This is a genomic window from Vibrio sp. Vb0888, from assembly GCF_033338835.1.
Classification (GTDB): Bacteria; Pseudomonadota; Gammaproteobacteria; order Enterobacterales; family Vibrionaceae; genus Vibrio; species Vibrio alginolyticus.
On record NZ_JAWOTL010000265.1, the window covers coordinates 1 to 1,114 of the forward strand.

1 protein-coding gene is annotated in these 1,114 nt (G+C 46.4%); it reads right to left on the reverse strand.

The window, feature by feature from the left end; translation table 11 throughout:
- Positions 1-171: 171 nt before the first annotated feature.
- The coding region (locus R7P72_RS25515) for a LuxR C-terminal-related transcriptional regulator (protein ID WP_318111021.1) at positions 172-1,114 on the reverse strand (943 nt) is incomplete at its 5' end.

A 1,114-nucleotide genomic window follows, 5' to 3' on the forward strand; every position in this document is an offset into this window, starting at 1 on the left:
GCGATTATTGCGGTTGGCTATTTTTTTGCCTGTCGTATATGAACAACGTTACTTACGTGCTTTGCAAATTGCACTTCCCTCACTGGCGGCTTATAAAAAAGGGCTGACGCATAACGCCAACCCATTTTTGTTTTCAATTAAAATTCCATTTCTTTACTAAGGTTATTTGATTTAGTAACCCATCAATTGCAGTAAATTCTCCGCAGTTACAATGGCTTCTTTACGATTCGCGATGTTGAGCTTTTGATACAAGTTGCGAATGTGGGTTTTGATTGTCGTACCTGCCACATCCAATTCTTGTGCGATTTGCTCGTTACTAAAGCCAGAATAAATCAAACCTAGAACCTGCCATTCGCGCTGTGTTAACGGGCTCGTGCGTACAAGCTCCGGCACATTCGGGTGATTTACCAACTTTTCAATAAAGTCTTCATCAAAGTGGATCGAGCGGCTGCGCTGATTCGATGAAATGTCTTTCATTAGCTGTTGAGCGCGGTGACGTTCTAGATCGCCCAGCTCATGACGCAGGCTGAGTTTCTCTAGCAGGCCACCAATCGTAGCGCCATCAATTAGGAAGTTTCCGACCATACCGGTTTGGTTCGTCATTACTAGCGCTTCTTTTAGCAGCGCTTTGGCTTGCTCTTCGTCTTTTTGGCGTGCGGCCAATACGGCTTCAACAACGAGGTTGCGATTGGTATCGGTAATGAGGTTGGTACGGCGCGCTTCACTTTGCAGGAAGTTTAGCGCTTGGCGTGCTTCCTCATACTGACCCAAATTGATGTGTGCACGCACTATATTGCGCCATTGCAGTTGTAAGAAGTGGTTACATGCCGATTCTGGACGAACCGCCGTGTTCAACCATTCTTGCATGGCTTCTGTATTGCCACGCGCTTGCCAGAATAAGATCAACGATAAAGAGGCGTTGGCGGTCCAATCTACATGGTACGTAGACTGCTTCATTAAATGTTGAATGTGCTCGATGAATTTACCGGCTTTGTCTAGCTCGCCACGGCCAATCGCAATGCGCGCCAACATTGAGTAGCTATGTAAGTGCTTACTCGGCGAATGGTTTTCGAGAATTTGTAGGCCTCGGTATGCACACTCTTCGGCTTCATCT